Raw genomic sequence first — 15,809 nt, 5'->3', positions numbered from 1 at the left:
AGTGATGAAACTAGTGGTTATGCAGCCCTGACCCACATGTCGCAAAGCTGAGACGCCGTCGCTGCGCTCTCGGAGGATTGCGTCGTCGCGGCCCGCGCCGGCTCACAGGAGTGCCGTCAATTCCGCGACGCGTGCCTTGAACTGCGGCATCTCGTCGGCGCGAAGCGGTGTCTTCGGCGGCAACTCGACGGTCAGCGGATCGCGTGGGACGTTGTTCACGTGCACTTCATAGTGCAGATGCGGACCGGTCGCCCAACCCGTTTCGCCGACATAGCCGATCACCTGATCGCGACTGACCCGGCTGCCGCGACGCAAGCCTTTCGCAAAGCGCGACAGATGAGCGAACGTAGTCGAATACGGCGGCGGATTCTGAATGACGACCACTTTTCCATAGCCGGTCTGCCGGCCGATGAAGCGAACCACACCGCGCGCCGTTGCATGAACGGGGGTGCCTGCCGGTGCGGCGAGGTCGACACCGTCATGACTTTGCCAGCGATGCAGTACCGGATCGAGTCGATGCAACGAAAAGCCCGACGACACCCGCGTGAATTCCAACGGATAGCGCTCGAACGAAGGCCTGGTGCTCGCGCCGTCTTTGGAATAATAAAAGGGCTTGCCCCGAAGATCCTTGTGCAGGAACACGTCGTGCGTGGTCCCGCCACGAACGATGCGAACCGCGAGCGGCTCGCTCTCCGCAGCACCGTCGCCGCTTTCGTCGAACACCGCGCTCACGCTGTCGCCGGATCGCAGATCGCGAGAAAAGTTGAGTTCGCCACGGAATGCGCGCGTAAGAATCGCCGTGGTGGCGGGATCGACACCCATGGCTTTCGCGGCGGCCGCGAAGCTGTGTTCGATCGAAGCATGCTTGACGGTGAAAGCGGGCGGCTTCGTCGCGGGGGGGCTGGTTGCGGCAGGCACAGCGGGTGAGGCGGCGGCAGGTTTCGCCGAGTCCTTGCTCACCAGAGAGACGTCGGGGTCCTCGGTGCGAGCAGTGTGATCGTGGCTCAGCAGATAGGCCGCGCACACGGAGCTGATCGCACAGACAACGATGATTTTGCCGGCCCGTCCGGGCAGGACACGAGCTACAGATAGGGGCATTGACTAAAAGCGGTCGACCGGCGGTGCGCCGACGACACGCACATGCTGGTGGGTTTATTGATCAGCGCCCCCAGTCACTGCATGAGGCGCTGCATAAGGTTGGTGGCAAGCCTAGGGATGCTTTCTTAAGCGAGGATTAAGCTGCCCCCAATAAACAGGGGCTAGGGAGTTGGCGGCTGCGCGTGCATTGGGCATGCATTGCGGCGCGTCAGTGGAGACAGCGCGGATTGCCCCCGCGCTCGCGTTTACCGCTTTTTTCAGGGGGCGAATCGAAATACGAGGCACGAGCGGCTGTTCGACAGCCGCACGGGCTTGTTTCGGAGACGCACCGCATCGAGGAATTCCGCGCCGCCGTCTTCTCTCAAGACAACGAAGCCAGCATGTTCGACAGCCGTCTGAGATGGGCCTTGAACGCGTCGCTGGCTTCGCGATCGCTGGTCGGATTCAGATGCGAGGTTTCCGCGAGTTGAACCTGCTCATGGAAATCGTTGGCGATCTTGCGTTTGATGTCCGCGGGCAACGATCGCACGACGGAGACCAGCAAAGCCTCTTCGGCGTGCATCATGCCCAGAATCGAATGCGTGTCCATGCGACAACCTCCGCTGAAGGTACCGTCAGTGCAATCCAGCATGGGCGCTGGCGCACTTCATGTTACCTCGCCGGCTTGCGCCGCGGCGGCAGCATTGGGTCGCCGTTACTCCGCGATCGAATAGCGCGATGCACGGCGTTGCGGCGTTTTCGCCGGACGCTTGATGCGCGCGCTGGCGCCACGGATAAAAAGGATCGCGCAGAAAGCGAGCGTGGCCCAGATGCAGAGAATTACCGTTAAAACGCTCATTTCAGTTTTCAGAGGTTCGAGACTGTGATTGATGTCGCCGTGGCTGCCGGCCACTCAGTGCGTCGTAGGCTGATCGTCGCTGCTGCCGAACAGAAGCCCGCCGATCATGCGCGTGGTCAGCGTCAGTTGCCGTTCAAGCGACGTGCGCGCGATTTCCGCGCCGGCCATGTCGCTACGGGCGACGGCGGCGTGCGTTTGCGTGGCAAGGCGCAACACGGTCTCCGACGCACGTTGCAACTCGTGCATCGCAGCGTCCCGACCCGGCGGCGGGCAGTTCGATTCGGGCACGGCCTGCTCCGGCAAGCCGGCTTCGAACGGGTGATCTTTGTCGTGGCGGGAAGACATCGCAGGCTCCTGGCGCGAATGGCACGGCGCTAGTTTGTGCCGGACCGGTGCTTTTCAATCTGTCGAATAGAAGCCGTTTGTGAAGCCAATCCGGAGTCTTCGGAAAAATGCGGTATTCAGCTGAAGAATAGGCGGGGGCGGCTATCTGGCCTGCCGCTTTCGATCGCCAACCTTCAATCTTCTCATGCAGGGAAATCCGTCGAGGCCGACAGCGCTCTCCGGGTCTGCGTTTCCTGCTCCAGGTAAGCGTTTTCCCTGACGATGGCGGCGAGCGTGTCGGTTCCGAGCGGCAAACGCAGCGGCGGATTCGGCGCGTCGGCCAGCACGACGAGCGCTTGCGCCAATTTTTTCGGATCGCCGGGCTGGTTGTGATTCATCTGCGTAGCTTTGCGGCGAACCTCGCCCGACGAAGCGTCGTAGTCGGCGATCACATCCGGCGCGATCATCAGCGCGTGAAGACTTTTATCGACTTCATGGTCGAACGGATGGCCGAGAGCAAAAACTTCTTTGTCGATTCGGCCGAGCTTCGCGCCGCTCGTGCGGCGACGCGAAGCAAGACAGCAAGCAAACGAGCTAGGTGGGGTTCGCTGTGTGTGGCTCCCGAGGCAGTGGCCTCAGCGTCAATCGAGGCAACCGGCCCGAGTCACGACGTCTCGCCTCAACCCGCGGCGATGACTTCGATACGCAACGCCTCGCCACCCGCCACGATCGCAAGCAGCAGGTCGACGTTCGGGTGCGCGCCCGGACGGTTACGCGCGTCGGCCGTATGTTCGGCGAACAGCGCGAGGCCTGCCTCGGCCGCTTTGACGTCCAGCGTCCCGAATGCCTCGCGCAGATAGTTGTACAGCGCGAGCGAGCCCTGCTTGCCCGGCTTGTTCTCGATGCTCGCGACCACGATGCCCTTGCCGTCGACCAGATCGAGACGCGCGATGCCGTCGATCGCCGGCATCTGTGCGAGATTTTCCTTGAATACGCCGCTCGGTTGAATCACTGACAACACTCCTTCCGTTCTAAAAAATACATAGCGGGGCGTATCTTATCCGATAGAGGCTTGCGCAGCCTGCTTCCGAAGGCCGGCGTCTGAACCGGAACGTCAGCTCCCGCACCTCGATATGCGGTCGGCACAATTCATTTCCCCAAAGCGGGTATCAGCGATACCAGTAGCAGAAGTTGTCTTGTTAGCCGAGCGTGACACCGCAACAATGCCGGTACAGCACTCGACCCGCCTGCCGACGCACGACGCGCCGAATCCGCTCGGGACGGATGAATCTGGCTCAGACAACTTCACCGGGGAAGAAGCCAATGCGCATTTCTTTTTTGCACACGATCGGCGGAAATCGCCAGGTATTCGAACACGCGGCCAATAGTCTTGGTCTGCGCAGCGATGATCTTAGACATGAAGTGAGACCAGATCTCCGCGAGGCCGTTGAGCACGCGGGGGCATTCACCGCCGACTTGCTGACACAGACAAGCCTTTGTCTTCAGCAATTGGCAGCCAATTCCGATGCCGTCATCGTGACTTGCGCTACGCTCGGGCCCGCCGTCGCGGAGATGGAGGGCTCACCGGTGCCCATCGTGAGAGCGGATGCCGCATTGGCCGCCGCTGCAGCGGAAGTCGGCGGATCGATCGCCGTGTTGTGCGCCGCCGAATCCGCGATCGAGCCCACCCGGCGACTCTTCGCGCAACACGCGAGCGGAACTGATGCGTCCGTGAAAGTCATTCATGTGCCGCAAGTCTGGGCACTGTTCAAAAGTGGTGACATGAACGCATGCCTCGCCGCTGTCGCGGCATCGGCGGACGACGCGTATGAGGCGGGCGCAAGCGTCGTCGCGTTTGCTCATCCATGGATGGCGCCAGCCGTGAAGTTCGCCAGCCAGGGCCGGCAACCGCTCGATAGCGCCCACGCAGCGCTGCGCGTCGCGATACGCCGACCGTGAGCAACCATCGGTCCGAATAGCAACCCTGAAAAAAAAGCCCGCTTTCGCGGGCAACCCTTCTACGGCATCAAGAATCAAGACTCAAGACTCAAGACTCAAGCAACAGACAACCCACCCTCACCCCTTCGTCGCCCCAAACGTCAAGCCGGCGACAAAGTGCTTCTGCATCGCAAAGAACATCGCCACCGACGGCAATGCGGCCAGAATCGACCCCGCCGAAACGAGATTCCACGCCGTCGTCCACTGCCCCTTCAAGGCGGCAACGCCCACCGTGATCGGCGCGGCGTCATCGCCTTGCGTCAGACACAGCGCCCAGAAATAGTCGTTCCACACGAACGTAAACACGAGAATCGCCAATGCCGCGAGCGCCGGACGAATCAGCGGCAGCACGATCCGGAAGAACACCGTCCACTCGTTCGCCCCTTCGATCCGCGCCGCCTCGACCAATTCGAACGGCAACTGCTTGATGAAGTTGCGCAAAAACAGCGCGCAAAAACCGGTCTGAAACGACACGTGGAACAGAATCAGCGCGCTCACGGTATTGAACAGCCCGAGTTGCAACGACAGATCGCGCACCGGAATCATCAACACCTGCACCGGCACGAAATTCCCCGCGACGAAAGTGGCGAACAATGTCGAATTGCCGCGAAAGCGGTAGATCGCCAACGCGAAGCCGGCCATGGCGGCCAGTGCAATCGAGCCGACCACCGCAGGCACCGTAATCAGCACGCTGTTCCAGAAGTAATGCAGCATCGGCGACGTGGTCAGCGCCTCGCGATAGTTGTCGAACATCGCGAAGTGCTTCGGCCATCCCCAGTAGTTGCCCTCGCTCAGTTCTTCCGTCGATCGCACCGAGGTGACGAGCACCGCGATCATCGGCAGCAGCCAGATCAGCAAGGCGACGGGCAAGGTCAGTTTGTACGCACGGCGCGTGAGCGGCTTCCATTTGTCGATCGGGATCGGAAACATGATCGGTTCCTTTATTGCTCGGCGCGCAGCATCCGCCGCAAGTGATAAACGATGTACACCAGCATGATGCAGAACAGCACGACCGCCACCGCCGCCGAATAGCCGATACGGTAGTACTTGATCGCCTGGTCGTACATGTAATACGCAAGGACGGTCGAGCTTTCGAAGGGGCCGCCACCCGTCATCACCGAAATCAGATCGAAGCTGCGCAACGCGCCGATGATGGTGACGACGATCGCCATGAACGTCGTCGGCCGCAGTTGCGGCAGGATCACGTGCCACAGCATCGACCAGCCGTGCGCGCCTTCCATGCGCGCGGCTTCGATCTGCTCGGCGTTCAGTGACGTGAGGCCGGTTAAATAAAGAATCATGCAATAGGCGGTTTGCGGCCACAGCGCGGCGAACACGATTCCGAACGTTGCATAGCGCGGGTCGCCGAGCACCGGCACGCCGTGGCCGAGCATCAACGCGAGCAGGCCGAAAGTCGGGTCGTAGAACCACGAGAAGATCAAACCGACCACCACGCCCGACAACACGAATGGCGCGAAAAACAGCGACTTGACGATGCGGATGCCAGCCACCGCCTGGTTCAGATATAACGCGACTGCGAGGCCCATTGGCGGAGCGAGCAGAAACAGCACGAGCCAGATGAGGTTGTTCTTCAGCGCGGTGTAGAACGTCTGCGAGTGAAACAGCTCCACGTAGTTCGCGAGGCCGATGAACGACGGCTCCGTCATGCCGTCCCAGTTGAAGAAACTGAGCCGGATGGTCGACAGGATGGGCCAGACGACGTAGATCGCCACCATGACGCAGGCCGGCGCGAGAAACAGGAACGCGGCACGCCGCTGCCGGCGCGCGGTCGGCGTGGGACGGCGTCGGCGCGGCGCAGCCGACGAGCCGCTACGCACCGCACCGCCCGGCGCAGGCGCTCCCGGCACACTGGGTTCAACAGGGCCGCCGACAGTGTGACGGCTCACGGATTGCGACACGATCTTTTCTCCTGTCGACCAGAGTTGGCGCTTTAGCGCTTACTCTGGTCCCATGCAAAGCGGTCGATCAGAGTTAGCGCTTTAGCGCTTACTCTGATCCCATGCAACGCGGTCGACCAGAGTTGGCGCTTTAGCGCTTACTCTGGTCCCATGCAAAGCGGTCGACCAGAGTTGGCGCTTTAGCGCTTACTCTGGTCCCATGCAAGATAGTTGCCAACCAAATACCACAGCAAAGCGGCCTCACGGCCGCCCCCGTTCACTTCTTGTAGATCCGCTTGCGCGTCTGCTCGAGTTGCGCGAGCACGTCGTCGAGCTTGGTGGGATCGGAGACGAACTGCTGCATCCCCTTCATCCCTTCGTCGGCCATTTCCTTGGTCATATCGCGATCGTAGAACTGCGCAATGCCGCCCTTCGTATTCGCGAGAATCTGGAAGCCGATCTTCGAGATCGGGTCTTCAGGTTCGGGCGACTTACTGTTCGCCGACAGCGAGCCGAGTCCGGTCGCCAGTTGCGCGCCGATCTGCGGCGTTTCGACGAAGGCGAGGAACGCGTGCGCATCCGCCTTGTTCTTCGCTTTCGACGGGATATGCAGCGATTCGACCGGACCATCTTCGGCGGTCGGCACCTTCGGGTCGATCACCGGGAACTGGAAGTAACCCATTTGCGGCTTCACGTTCGCGGGGAAACCGGAGGTGATGAAGGTGCCCATCAGCATCATCGCGGCCTTGCCCTGGAACAGGAACGGCTGCACCGAGTCCAGATCGTAGGAGAGCGAATTGTCGATGAAATAGCCGGCGTCGAGCAGTTGCTTCCACGTCGTGTAGACCTTCTTCACCCGCGGATCGGTGTACGGAATCTCGCCCGCCATGAGCTTCTGATGGAACGCATTGCCGTTCAGACGCAGATCGAGATAGTCGAACCACCCGGCGAGCGTCCACGCATCGCGGCCCGCCACGGCGATCGGCGTAATGCCGGCCGCTTTAAGCTTCTTCGCAGCGTCGAGAAACTCATCCCACGTTTTCGGCTCGCCCTTCACGCCGGCTTTATCGAGCAGATCCTTGCGATAGAACATGCCCCACGAGTAGTACACCGTCGGCGCGGCGTATTGCTTGCCCTTATACGACGACGCTTCCTTGGTCGACGCATACATGTCGTTCCAGCCGTTCTTCGCCCAGTCGCCGCTCAGATCTTCGAACAGGCCGCGCTGCGCGTAATACGCCATCCGCTCGCCGTCATGCCAGTTGACGATATCGGGCGCGACGGTGGAGAGCCAGCCGGGCAATTGCACCTTGTACGCTTCTTCGTCGATGAACGACACCTTCACGTCGACCCCGGGATGCGTCTTCTTGAACTCGTCGATCACCGACTGCCATACCGCGCGCTGGCTTGCGCCCTTGAACGCGATATTCACCGCGAGCGTGCCGGCCTGCGAAGCCGTGCTGACGACCGATGCCCCCGCTGCCGCCGCAGCCAACGCGAATGCCAACAGAATCTTGCGTGGTTTCAGTTTCATGCTGCCTGTCTCCTTTATGCCTTGATTTAGCGTCGTTGTTTGTTACTGGGTGGATCCTCTTCGCGCCTGGTTCAGCGCATCAGCGCGACCGGTAGACTGCCACACCTTGCGGCGCGAGCGTGCGTGAACCGATTACGAAAGCGTCGTCGGCCACGTCGCCGAGCGTGTGAATGGCGTCGCCGTAGTTGAACGCGTAGGTCAACGCGCCACGCCGGGCGAGGCGCACGCTCTCACCAAGTTGCATAGTCGCGACACCGGCCTCCTGCGCGATCCGCTCGAACAGTCGCACCGTAAGCGCATCGTCGAACAGACTCGCAAAGTAATGGAACGCCCCGCCGCGCACATACGCGGGATGGCCGTCCGCAAAACGGGCGCGCACGTCGAGCGCGGCTGCCGCATCGCTATCGATGAAATCGCGCCAATGACGCGCGTAGCCGTCGTCATTGGCGGTCTTTTTGCTGTCAGCGAGACGCACGCCTTCGGTCACGTTCGGCCGCATCGATTCGACCCGCCACACGCGCGCCGGCAGCACCGAGGCCAGCGGGCCCGGCGGCAAATTCGCCGGAATCCGCAGATCGGACGTCTTCGAACCGGTACGCGGACCGAGCACCACCTGCGCGCCCGAGCTGGCGAGGCGCGCCGCGAAATCGTCCGGCACGACCGGCAGCGGCGGCACGACGATCAGACTGTAGCCATCGAACGGCGCGTTCACCGGCACGACATCGACATCGAGGCCGAGTGCACGCAACGCCGAGTAATACTCGAATGCGAAGCGCGGATAGTGAAAGTCCGCCCCTTGCGGATGTATCTCGAACAGCCACTTCGCCTCGTAGTCATAGACGAGCGCGACCTTCGAACGGATTGCCGCGTCGGCGTCGGCATTCGCGGCGAGCACCGTGCGAATCTCGTCGGCCACCTGAGCCGCCTCGTTGCCGCCGACGTCGAGCCGGTTGTCCGGCGTGTTCAGCCCCGCGTGCATCTGCTCCTGCGCGAACGGCGCCTGACGCCAGCGGAAGTACGACACGCAGCCCGCACCGTGCGCGAACGCCTCCCAACTCCACAGGCGCACCATGCCTGGCAGCGGCGCCGGGTTCCACAGCGCCCAGTTCACCGGACCCGGCTGTTGCTCCATCACCCAGAACGGCAGCTTCGACATGCCGCGATACACGTCGTGATTGAACGAAGCGAAGTCGGGATGACCGCTGCGCAGCCAGCGCGCCTTCACGTCCGGCGCGAACCATTGCTCTTCGAGCGCGCCGAGCGGATAGCTGTCCCAGCTCGCGACGTCGAGATCGGCCGCGACCTTGTAGTGGTCGAACTCGGTGAAGAGCTGCATGAAGTTGTGCGCGACCGGGCGGCCCGGCGAATGCGCGCGAATGATTTCGACCTGCATGCGGTTGTAGCGCGCCACTTCGTCGGAAGCGAAACGCCGGTAATCGAGCCGGTGCGAAGGATGCGCTTCGGTGACGGTTGCCACCGGCGCGTCGATCTCATCGAAGCTGTGGTACTCCATGCTCCAGAACACCGTGCCCCACGCGTCGTTCAATGCCTGGATCGTGCAATAGCGCGCCTTCAGCCATTCGCGAAAGCGCTTCACGGCCGCGGGTGAATAGCTGACCACCGTGTGATGACAGCCGAATTCGTTATCGGTCTGCCAGTACGCGACCGCCGGATGCTTGCCGTAACGCTCGGCCACCGCCGTGCAGATGCGTTGCGACGCTTCGAAATACGACGGCGACGAAAAATCATAATGACGCCGCGAACCGAAGGCACGCGGCCGCCCGTCCGCGCCGATCGGCAGAATGTCAGGATAACGATCGATCAGCCACTTGGGCGGCGTCGCGGTCGGCGTGCACATGACGACCTTCAGCCCGGCCGCGCCCAGCACGTCGATCGCGCGATCGAGCCAGCCCCAGTCGTATTCGCCGGGCGTCGGCTCCATGCGGCTCCACGCGAATTCGGCGATCCGCACCTGCTCGATGCCGAGCGCTTTCATGCGGCGGGCGTCGTCTTCCCACATCGACTCCGGCCAGTGTTCCGGGTAATAACAGACTCCAAGGCGCATCCCAATGTCCCCTAACGTTATGCGTAGTGTTCGACGGATTCGAGCGAAGCGGCCGCAAAGCCGTCTTCGGTAAACAGATGGCAGGCAACGCGGGGCACGCGCAAACGCGCAGCATCCCCGGGTACCAGGCGCGTATCGCCCGGCGCTTTGGCGATCAGCACGGCGCCGCCGGGCTGATCGAGGTGAACGTAGCTGTGTTCGCCGAGTTGCTCGACGAGCGATACGGTGCGCGCGAGCACACCGTCGGCAGAGCCGGCAGTTGAAGCGGACGACGCGTCGACGAACTCCAGATGCTCGGGACGCACGCCGAGCGTGACCGTTTGCCCGCTTTGCAGACCTTCGCCGCTGACGGGCACGCGCAAGATTTCAGCAGTGTGGTCGAGCGTGACAGCCACGCCTTGCGGATCGATCGACGTCACTTTGCCCGGCAGGAAATTCATCCGTGGCGAGCCGATGAAACCGGCCACGAAGCGGCTCTTCGGACGGTGATACAACTCGAGCGGCGCGCCGATCTGCGCGATGCTGCCGTAACGCTCGGTGTCCTTGCCCGCATGCAGCAGCACGATCTTGTCGGCGAGCGTCATCGCCTCGATCTGGTCGTGCGTCACGTAGACCACGCTCGCCTTGGCGAACTGCTTGTGCAGCCGCGCGATCTCGACGCGGGTCTGCCCGCGCAACGTAGCGTCGAGATTGGACAACGGTTCGTCGAACAGAAACACGCCGGGCTCGCGCACGATGGCCCGGCCGATCGCGACGCGCTGCCGCTGTCCGCCCGACAACGCCTTGGGCCGCCGTTCGAGCAGCGCCTCCAGTTGCAGGATGCGCGCGGCTTCACGCACCTTGCGCTCAATTTCGTCTTTCGGGGTTTTGGCGAGCTTGAGGCCGAAGGCCATGTTCTCGAACACCGTCATGTGCGGAAACAGCGCGTAGCTCTGGAACACCATCGCCACGCCGCGCTGCGCAGCGGGCACGTCGTTGACGAGCTTGCCGCCGATCGACAGGTCGCCGTCGCTGACGTCTTCGAGACCGGCGATCATCCGCAGCAAGGTGGACTTGCCGCACCCCGACGGGCCGAGAAACACGCAGAACTCGTTCTCCGCGATCTCGAGATCGACGTCGCGGATCACCGGCGCGCCATCGCCATACGCCTTCTGCACGCCTCTTAACGAAATGCTCGCCATTGCATCGACTCCGTGATTTAATCAGCTCGAAGTCGGAGATTAAGCGCTTAATCAGCAGACCCGAAAAAATCGATCGCTTGCGATCGTTGGGGTCGGGCTGTCTCCGATATCGATTGTTTGTGCGACAGATGGTGCCGCGCCTTGCGCTGCGACGCAAATGTCGAACAGTCATCCCAAATATTGAAAAGAACATGCCCACACTCAGCGAAGTCGCGCGCCATGCCGGCGTCACTCCTGCGACCGTATCGAACGTGTTGCGCAATCGCGGCCGCGTCGGTGCGGCGACCCGGCAGCGGGTTCTCGTCGCCGTCGAGGCGCTCGGCTATCGCCCGCATCTGGCCGCCCGCGCGCTCGCCGAAGGCCGTGCGCCGACGCTTGCGCTGATGGTGTCGAGCATCGCCAATCCGTTCTATCCGGAGTTCGCGCTCGCCGTCGAACGCGCGGCGCGCACGAGCGGCCACTTCGTGATCATCTGCAATACGAACGAAGATCCGTTGACCGGTCGCGCGTATCTCGACCAGATAGCAGGCACGCTTTCCGAGGGCGTGCTCGTGACGAACGCGAATCTCGACTTCGCCGACCTTCATACGACCGAAGCGCGCGGCACGCCGGTGGTGCTGTGCATGTGGGAACGGCCGCACGAACCGCCTGGGCTGCCGTGCGTCGCGGTCGACTTCCGGCGCGCGGGTGAACTGGCCGGTGCGCACCTGCTGGAACTCGGGCATCGGCGGATCGGCGCAATTGTCGGCAGTAAGGCTTCGGGCATTCATGCAGCCCGCTACGAGGGTTTCGTCGATGCGCTGCGCGCGGCCGGCGCGCCAAAGAACCGCGTCCGGCACGCGGCCGATACGATTCATGGCGGCTACGTCGCGGCGCGCGCGCTGCTCGAAGCAGATCCGAAGCTCACCGCGATCTTCGCGACCAACGACCTGCCGGCGCTCGGCGCGATGCACGCCGCCGCCGATCTCGGCCTGAATGTCCCTGGCGACCTGTCCGTGATCGGCATCACCGACATTCAACTCGCGCGCGACTCGCGGCCCGCGTTGACGACAGTGGCCGTACCTACGGTCGAGGTTGCCGGACTGGCGGTGTCGCTGCTGCGCGAGCTGATCGAGTCGTCGTATGGCCAGGCAGGGCGCAGCGCGGCCGACGTGCCGATGCGGGTCTCGTCCCCGCCCGAACTTGTCGTGCGGGCCTCCACGGGTGCGCCGCGCGCGCGGTGATGTGGCCGTAACAGCAGCGCACGCTGCCCGCTGGCATTCGCACCGGGTTCACCGCGCTCGCGTCATGCTGCAACCCGGCGGCTTCGGCTCGCTGCGGGTCGACCAGAAAATCGCCGCGCCACGCCAATCGACCGCGCCGACAGGCGAGCGGCATGTCGTGATCGGCGGCCGATTCGTAGGGATGCCAGGCGTCGCCGGGCACACGCTGCTGCGCGTCGTCACGCCACCGGAGGCGAAACGGCAAGCCCTCTTGCCGCGGCGTTGATTTTTCAACGAGCTCGCACCTGGTCGAAACACGGCAGCGGCCACTACCTCGCCGCCACGGTGTTCACTGCGCACTTCAGGGTTCGCTGAATACCCGTGCGACGCACACCGTTTGCCGGCAAAAATCGCATCATTCAGACTTCAAACAGCTTTCGAACGAGCCAGGACTTTCCCGAAGCCCGGTCCTTCATCTTGCATCGCACCACAGCGCGCAAGCCCCTCCCCATAAGACCTGCCGCCTTCTGGCGTGCTCGCGCGCATCAACGTCCCGTGGAAATCCTGCCTTGACGCAAGTCTGCACGCCTGCTGTACTAAATCAACCAAAGTGATTTAGGCAGGCAGTTTTCACCGCAGCGTCGCCGCAAGCCGCCACTTCACCTCAACGCAATAACCCAGGTTGCCGACCAGCAGCGTTTCGCGTTCGCCGCTGGCAACCAGTAGTCCACAACGTCGTCGCCAACAACCGGAGGAGCGTCCCATGAACCAGCATTCCCGCAGGCATCCTGTCGCCAGGAAAATCGTGTCAATGTGCGTCGCGGCATCGGCGCTCTGGTGTGCGAGCGCGAGCCACGCCGCCGACCAGCCGGTCGTCGGCCTGATCACCAAGACCGACACCAACCCTTTCTTCGTGAAGATGAAACAGGGTGCCGAAGCGGCCGCCTCGAAAGACGGCGCGAAGCTGATCAGCGCCGCCGGCAAGTTCGACGGCGACAACGCAAGCCAGGTCACCGCGATCGAAAACATGATGACGGCCGGCGCAAAAGCGATTCTGATCACGCCGAGCGACACCAAGGCGATCGTGCCGAGCATCAGAAAAGCACGCGCCGCCGGCGTGATGGTGGTCGCACTCGACACGCCGACCGATCCGCAGAACGCCACCGACGCCCTCTTCGCCACCGACAACTTCAAGGCCGGCGTGCTGATCGGCAAATACGCGAAGGCGGCGCTCAACGGCAAACCGGCGAAGATCGCCACGCTCGATCTCGCGCCCGGCGTATCGGTCGGCGTACTGCGTCATAACGGCTTTCTGGAAGGCTTCGGCGTGAAGGAAGGCGACCCGTCGGTGGTCTGCAGCCAGGACACGCGGGGCGATCAGGCGAAGGGCCAGACGGCAATGGAGAACTGCCTGCAGAAATCGCCGGACATCAACGTGGTCTACACGATCAACGAGCCGGCCGCGGCGGGCGCATATCGCGCGCTCAAGGCGGCGGGCAAGGACAAGAGCGTGATGATCGTTTCGATCGACGGTGGCTGCGAAGGCGTGCGCAACGTGAAGGCCGGTTCAATCGCCGCGACCTCGCAGCAGTATCCGCTGAAGATGGCCGCACTCGGGGTGAACGCTGGGGTCGAGTACGCGAAGACCGGCAAGAAAGTCTCCGGTTATCAGGACACGGGCGTAACGCTGATTACCGACAAGCCGATGTCCGGCATCGACAGCAAGGATACGAAGTTCGGCCTCGACAACTGCTGGGGCAAGTAACTCGCACTGTGTGACGTGCCCGCCGCGGCGGGCCGCAATCCGATTTGCCGCGTGGCCCGTATGCCACGCTCTTGTATCGAGGACATCATCATGTCGACTCCTTCCGCGCCCGCCGGCCACTCACGCACTTTCACCGACCGTCTGCCGTCGCTTGCCGAGGTCGGTCCGCTGATCGCGCTGGTGCTGGCGTGCAGCTTCTTCATTTCGCAGAGCAGCCGCTTTCTGTCGTTCCAGAACCTCTCGCTGATCCTGCAACAGACCATGGTGGTCGCGGTCATCGCCATCGGTCAGACGCTGATCGTGCTGACTGGCGGCATCGATCTGTCGTGCGGCATGGTGATGGCGTTCGGCTCCATCATCATGACCAAATTCGCGGTCACGCTGGGCGTGCCGCCGATTCTCGCGATCCTGTGCGGGATCGCCGCGAGCACCTTGTTTGGCGCGCTCAACGGCGTGTTGATCACGCGCATCAAACTGCCCGCCTTCATCGTCACGTTGGGAACGTTGAACATCGCGTTCGCGCTCACGCAGATCTATTCGAATGCGGAGAGCGTGTCGAACCTGCCCGACGCGATCATGTTCCTCGGCAACACGTTCAAGCTCGGCCCGGCGGAGGTCACGTACGGCACCGTCCTGACGCTGCTGATGTATCTCGCCACCTGGTTCGTGCTGCGCGACACGGTGCCGGGGCGTCACTTATATGCGCTCGGCAACAACGCCGAGGCGGCGCGTTTGATGGGCCTCTCTTCGCAGAAGATCCTGCTCACGGTGTACTCGCTGGCCGGCGCGATCTACGGCATCGCCGCGCTGTTGTCGGTGTCGCGCACGGGTGTCGGCGATCCGCAGGCGGGGCAAACGGAGAACCTCGACAGCATTACAGCGGTCGTGCTCGGCGGCACGAGCCTGTTCGGTGGACGCGGCTCGATTGTCGGTACCTTGCTCGGTGCCTTGATCGTCGGCGTGTTTCGCAATGGCTTGACGCTGATCGGTGTTTCTTCGGTCTACCAGGTGTTGATCACCGGCATGCTGGTAATTCTCGCGGTGGCCGCGGACAAACTCTCTCATCGTCGCGGTTGAGTACTCACGGCACTTGCATGGAGCCCGTCATGTCGACACCTATTTCCGCTTCCTCCACGATGCCCGTTCTGCAGGCGCGCGGACTCGTCAAACGTTATGGCAACGTGACCGCGCTCGACGGTTGCGATTTCGAAGTGCTGCCCGGAGAAATTCTCGCAGTGATCGGCGACAACGGCGCAGGCAAATCGTCGTTGATCAAGGCGCTGTCCGGCGCGACCGTGCCGGACGAAGGCGAGATACTGCTCGACGGCAAACCGGTCAAATTCCGCAGCCCGCTGGATGCGCGCGCGCAAGGCATCGAAACCGTGTACCAGGAACTCGCGGTCGCGCCGGCCATGAGCATCGCCGAAAACCTGTTCCTCGCCCGCGAACTGCTCAAGCCAGGCTGGCGCGGCTCGCTCTTCAAAATGATCGACAAGCGCCGCATGCTCGAAGAAGCGACTGCGCACATGAAGGACCTGCAGATCGGCATCCGTTCGATGCGCCAGGCGGTCGAAACGCTGTCGGGCGGCCAACGCCAAGGCGTCGCGGTGGCGCGCAGCGCGGCCTTTGCACGTCACGTGGTGATCCTCGATGAACCCACCGCCGCGCTCGGCGTGAAGGAAGGCAACATGGTGCTCGAACTGATCCGGCGCGTGCGCGATCGCGGGCTACCGGTGATTCTCATCAGCCACAACATGCCGCACGTGTTCGAAGTCGCCGATCGCATTCATATTCAACGGCTCGGCCGGCGCGCGGCTCTCGTCAACCGGAGCGACGTGCACATGTCGGAGGCGGTTGCGATCATGACCGGAGCAAAGGAAGCAGACGTCAAGGCGATTGCATGACG

16 protein-coding genes and 1 pseudogene are annotated in these 15,809 nt (G+C 62.7%); 6 read left to right on the top strand and 11 right to left on the bottom strand.

Translation table 11 applies throughout. From position 1 onward, the window contains the following. Positions 1-102: 102 nt before the first annotated feature. The 6 genes and pseudogenes from HV770_RS08870 to HV770_RS08845 all read right to left on the bottom strand — a co-directional run bounded on the left by HV770_RS08870 (position 103) and on the right by HV770_RS08845 (position 3,272). Positions 103-1,098, bottom strand: a complete 996-nt coding sequence (locus HV770_RS08870) for a M23 family metallopeptidase (RefSeq protein WP_246290760.1) — start codon at positions 1,096-1,098, stop codon at positions 103-105. A 361-nt stretch (positions 1,099-1,459) separates the two neighbouring features. Further along, positions 1,460-1,687: a hypothetical protein gene (locus HV770_RS08865; RefSeq protein WP_175159041.1), complete on the bottom strand. Its 228-nt coding sequence runs from the start codon at positions 1,685-1,687 to the stop codon at positions 1,460-1,462. A 105-nt stretch (positions 1,688-1,792) separates the two neighbouring features. Next, positions 1,793-1,990, bottom strand: coding sequence for a hypothetical protein (locus HV770_RS08860; RefSeq protein ID WP_175158854.1), 198 nt, complete (start codon positions 1,988-1,990; stop codon positions 1,793-1,795). After that, entirely contained in the window at positions 1,991-2,281 is a 291-nt protein-coding gene (locus tag HV770_RS08855; RefSeq protein ID WP_175159040.1) for a hypothetical protein, read from the bottom strand. A 182-nt stretch (positions 2,282-2,463) separates the two neighbouring features. Continuing rightward, positions 2,464-2,733: pseudogene (locus HV770_RS08850) on the bottom strand (short-chain dehydrogenase/reductase); the annotation flags it as partial. A 206-nt stretch (positions 2,734-2,939) separates the two neighbouring features. Next, positions 2,940-3,272 (bottom strand): DUF2322 family protein, encoded by a 333-nt coding sequence (locus tag HV770_RS08845; RefSeq protein ID WP_175159039.1) that lies wholly within the window; start codon positions 3,270-3,272, stop codon positions 2,940-2,942. Positions 3,273-3,847: 575 nt separating this feature from the next. Here HV770_RS08845 and HV770_RS38480 point away from each other — a divergent pair. After that, positions 3,848-4,219 (top strand): hypothetical protein, encoded by a 372-nt coding sequence (locus HV770_RS38480; protein WP_241991500.1) that lies wholly within the window; start codon positions 3,848-3,850, stop codon positions 4,217-4,219. A gap of 117 nt (positions 4,220-4,336) precedes the next feature. Here the strand turns inward: HV770_RS38480 and HV770_RS08835 are convergent, their stop codons facing one another. From HV770_RS08835 to HV770_RS08815, 5 genes are all read right to left on the bottom strand, one after another. Further along, positions 4,337-5,188 (bottom strand): carbohydrate ABC transporter permease, encoded by an 852-nt coding sequence (locus tag HV770_RS08835; RefSeq protein WP_121323237.1) that lies wholly within the window; start codon positions 5,186-5,188, stop codon positions 4,337-4,339. Positions 5,189-5,199: 11 nt separating this feature from the next. Next, positions 5,200-6,177 carry a carbohydrate ABC transporter permease gene (locus HV770_RS08830; RefSeq protein WP_175159037.1) on the bottom strand — a complete coding sequence of 326 codons (978 nt, stop codon included), beginning with the start codon at positions 6,175-6,177 and terminating at the stop codon, positions 5,200-5,202. Positions 6,178-6,433: 256 nt separating this feature from the next. Then, positions 6,434-7,690: an ABC transporter substrate-binding protein gene (locus tag HV770_RS08825; protein ID WP_175159036.1), complete on the bottom strand. Its 1,257-nt coding sequence runs from the start codon at positions 7,688-7,690 to the stop codon at positions 6,434-6,436. A 79-nt stretch (positions 7,691-7,769) separates the two neighbouring features. Next, positions 7,770-9,755 carry a beta-galactosidase gene (locus HV770_RS08820; RefSeq protein ID WP_175159035.1) on the bottom strand — a complete coding sequence of 662 codons (1,986 nt, stop codon included), beginning with the start codon at positions 9,753-9,755 and terminating at the stop codon, positions 7,770-7,772. 17 nt (positions 9,756-9,772) lie between these two features. Then, positions 9,773-10,936, bottom strand: a complete 1,164-nt coding sequence (locus HV770_RS08815; protein ID WP_175159034.1) for an ABC transporter ATP-binding protein — start codon at positions 10,934-10,936, stop codon at positions 9,773-9,775. A 191-nt stretch (positions 10,937-11,127) separates the two neighbouring features. Between HV770_RS08815 and HV770_RS08810 the strand changes: the two genes are divergently transcribed. The 5 genes from HV770_RS08810 (at position 11,128) to HV770_RS08790 (ending at position 15,807) form a co-directional block, all read left to right on the top strand. Further along, positions 11,128-12,159, top strand: a complete 1,032-nt coding sequence (locus HV770_RS08810; protein WP_175159033.1) for a LacI family DNA-binding transcriptional regulator — start codon at positions 11,128-11,130, stop codon at positions 12,157-12,159. Positions 12,160-12,223: 64 nt separating this feature from the next. Next, a complete protein-coding gene (locus HV770_RS08805; protein ID WP_175159032.1) occupies positions 12,224-12,424 on the top strand; it encodes a hypothetical protein in 201 nt (66 codons plus the stop codon). A 477-nt stretch (positions 12,425-12,901) separates the two neighbouring features. Then, a complete protein-coding gene (locus HV770_RS08800; RefSeq protein ID WP_175159031.1) occupies positions 12,902-13,903 on the top strand; it encodes a sugar ABC transporter substrate-binding protein in 1,002 nt (333 codons plus the stop codon). A gap of 90 nt (positions 13,904-13,993) precedes the next feature. Continuing rightward, positions 13,994-14,980, top strand: a complete 987-nt coding sequence (locus HV770_RS08795) for an ABC transporter permease (RefSeq protein ID WP_175159030.1) — start codon at positions 13,994-13,996, stop codon at positions 14,978-14,980. A gap of 29 nt (positions 14,981-15,009) precedes the next feature. Next, positions 15,010-15,807: an ATP-binding cassette domain-containing protein gene (locus HV770_RS08790; protein ID WP_121323254.1), complete on the top strand. Its 798-nt coding sequence runs from the start codon at positions 15,010-15,012 to the stop codon at positions 15,805-15,807. Positions 15,808-15,809 lie beyond the last annotated feature (2 nt).

The organism is Paraburkholderia fynbosensis (genome assembly GCF_902859935.1).
Classification (GTDB): domain Bacteria; phylum Pseudomonadota; class Gammaproteobacteria; order Burkholderiales; family Burkholderiaceae; genus Paraburkholderia; species Paraburkholderia fynbosensis.
The sequence above is the reverse complement of the archived record's forward strand: the minus strand, read 5'-3'. Positions and strand labels throughout refer to the sequence as shown.

Excerpts from the sequence above, each read along its gene's own strand:
- HV770_RS08800 (WP_175159031.1), top strand. The coding sequence starts at position 12,902 with ATGAACCAGCATTCCCGCAGGCATCCTGTCGCCAGGAAAATCGTGTCA.
- HV770_RS08870 (WP_246290760.1), bottom strand. The coding sequence starts at position 1,098 with ATGCCCCTATCTGTAGCTCGTGTCCTGCCCGGACGGGCCGGCAAAATC.
- HV770_RS08865 (WP_175159041.1), bottom strand. The coding sequence starts at position 1,687 with ATGGACACGCATTCGATTCTGGGCATGATGCACGCCGAAGAGGCTTTG.
- HV770_RS08790 (WP_121323254.1), top strand. The coding sequence starts at position 15,010 with ATGTCGACACCTATTTCCGCTTCCTCCACGATGCCCGTTCTGCAGGCG.
- HV770_RS08805 (WP_175159032.1), top strand. The coding sequence starts at position 12,224 with ATGCTGCAACCCGGCGGCTTCGGCTCGCTGCGGGTCGACCAGAAAATC.
- HV770_RS08835 (WP_121323237.1), bottom strand. The coding sequence starts at position 5,188 with ATGTTTCCGATCCCGATCGACAAATGGAAGCCGCTCACGCGCCGTGCG.
- HV770_RS08810 (WP_175159033.1), top strand. The coding sequence starts at position 11,128 with ATGCCCACACTCAGCGAAGTCGCGCGCCATGCCGGCGTCACTCCTGCG.
- HV770_RS08820 (WP_175159035.1), bottom strand. The coding sequence starts at position 9,755 with ATGCGCCTTGGAGTCTGTTATTACCCGGAACACTGGCCGGAGTCGATG.
- HV770_RS08855 (WP_175159040.1), bottom strand. The coding sequence starts at position 2,281 with ATGTCTTCCCGCCACGACAAAGATCACCCGTTCGAAGCCGGCTTGCCG.
- HV770_RS08825 (WP_175159036.1), bottom strand. The coding sequence starts at position 7,690 with ATGAAACTGAAACCACGCAAGATTCTGTTGGCATTCGCGTTGGCTGCG.
- HV770_RS08815 (WP_175159034.1), bottom strand. The coding sequence starts at position 10,936 with ATGGCGAGCATTTCGTTAAGAGGCGTGCAGAAGGCGTATGGCGATGGC.
- HV770_RS08795 (WP_175159030.1), top strand. The coding sequence starts at position 13,994 with ATGTCGACTCCTTCCGCGCCCGCCGGCCACTCACGCACTTTCACCGAC.